2 protein-coding genes are annotated in these 1,889 nt (G+C 36.7%); one reads left to right on the top strand and one right to left on the bottom strand.

Translation table 11 applies throughout. The annotated features are described in order from the left end of the window. Positions 1-239 (bottom strand): hypothetical protein (locus A6K76_RS16880; RefSeq protein ID WP_211271728.1); only part of this gene is annotated, 239 nt, incomplete at its 3' end. Between A6K76_RS16880 and A6K76_RS02460 the strand changes: the two genes are divergently transcribed. Next, the gene (locus tag A6K76_RS02460) at positions 238-1,692 is read left to right on the top strand and encodes an IS1182 family transposase (protein WP_066461741.1); all 1,455 of its coding nucleotides are present in this window, start codon (positions 238-240) and stop codon (positions 1,690-1,692) included. The genes A6K76_RS16880 and A6K76_RS02460 overlap by 2 nt on opposite strands. Positions 1,693-1,889 lie beyond the last annotated feature (197 nt).

Below are 1,889 nucleotides of genomic sequence, written 5' to 3'. Positions count from 1 at the left end.
AGGGAGGGCACTGAAAAAGTCACTGAATCAATAGGAAGGGCATGTTGGAACGAAAATTGTTCTAACATGCCCTTTTCTTCAGTAGAGTTAATTTCGGTTTTGGTGGACACTTTCCGCAGGCGCGACGCCAACGCCATGTTCAGTAGAATACCTTTTCGCTCAAAAGCGGGTCTTCTTTTCATACAATCTTTCAGATTTCTTGTATAATAAAAAGACAAATAAAAAGGTGGTGCGACCATGATTGCTAAACAAGAAACATTGAATTTAAGTCCTTATATGGCGTTGTACGATTTACTGATTCCAAAAGACAATATGCTTCGCCAAATCAATGAACTCGTTGATTTTTCATTTATCTTAGAGGAGCTTCAATCAAAGTACTGTTTAGATAACGGTCGTAACGCGATTCCACCGATTCGTATGTTTAAATATTTACTGTTAAAAGCCATTCACGACTTATCGGATGCGGACCTTGTCGAACGTTCGAAATATGATATGTCCTTTAAATATTTTTTAGACATGGCACCAGAAGACGATGTCATAGATTCTAGTTCATTGACCAAATTTCGTCGACTTCGTCTTCAAGATATGAATTTATTAGACGTACTAATTCAGAAAACGGTTGAGATTGCCCTAGAAAAAGGACTTCTCCTCAGTAAAATAATCATCGTTGACGCAACCCATACAAAAGCTCGTTATAATCAAAAATCGCCAAAAGAATTTTTACAAGAAAAATCGAAAAATGTACGCAAAGCTGTGTATCAGTTAAATAAAGAAATGGTTGGGAAATTTCCAACGAAACCTATATCAAATGAGATCACAGAAGAATTGGACTATTGTCGTCAAGTCGTAGAAATCGTTGAAACGCAATCCAAGGTTGCGCAAATACCAGCGGTAAAAGAAAAATTAAATGTATTAAAAGAAGTGATGGATGATTATGAAAACCAGTTAAGCTATTCAAATGATCCAGATGCCCGCGTTGGGCATAAGTCAGCAGATTCTTCTTTCTTTGGTTTTAAAACACATCTTGCGATGAGTGATGAACGAATTATTACAGCTGCAGTTGTGACAACAGGTGAAAAAAGCGATGGTGCTTACTTACAGGAATTAATTGAAAAAACAAGAGCTACCGGTATGTTAGTTGATCAGGTGATTGGAGATACAGCTTATTCTGGAAAGGAAAACTTGGACTATGCGAAAGCGGAACAGCTACAACTCATTTCAAAATTACATCCAGTGATTACAAACGGGAGTGGGCAACGAAAAATCGAATTTGATTATAATAAAGATGCGCAACGATTTGTTTGTCCAGCGGGGCATCTCGCAACACATAAAAGACGTACAGGGAAGAAAAGCGTGAATCAAAGTTTGACATTTCATTTTGATATCGAAAACTGTAAAGTTTGCCCCATGCGAGAGGGTTGTTATAAAGAGGGTGCGAAAAGTAAAACCTATAATGTCACGATTCAGTCAACTACCCATCAAACACAAGCAGCTTTCCAAGAAACAGCCGAATTTAAAGAACTCGCTAAAAATCGATACAAAATTGAGGCGAAAAATAGTGAATTAAAGAATCCCCATGGTTTTAAAACGGCAAAATCGGCGGGTTTATTTGGCATGGAAATTCAAGGAGCCACAACGATATTCGTTGTAAATCTCAAACGAATCATGAAGCTATTAAATGCAAAAGAGTAACAACTAAGCAAAGAAATAAGGCACTTTCCATTCAGAAACGAATAAGAAGTGCCTTATTTGTGTTTAAAAAATGGAAGAGTCATAAAAACGGAAGTTTATCAGTGCCCTCTACGAAAAGTCCGGCTATATCTAATGGAAATTCAAAGTCATAATCACATAATTATTTGATTTTATTATCAATTACTCATTAACGGAGT

Source organism: Caryophanon latum, from assembly GCF_001700325.1.
Lineage (GTDB): Bacteria > Bacillota > Bacilli > Bacillales_A > Planococcaceae > Caryophanon > Caryophanon latum.
The sequence above is the reverse complement of the archived record's forward strand: the minus strand, read 5'-3'. Positions and strand labels throughout refer to the sequence as shown.

Bases quoted from the DNA above. Each gene is read 5' to 3' on its own strand.
- A6K76_RS02460 (WP_066461741.1), top strand. From the start codon at position 238: ATGATTGCTAAACAAGAAACATTGAATTTAAGTCCTTATATGGCGTTG.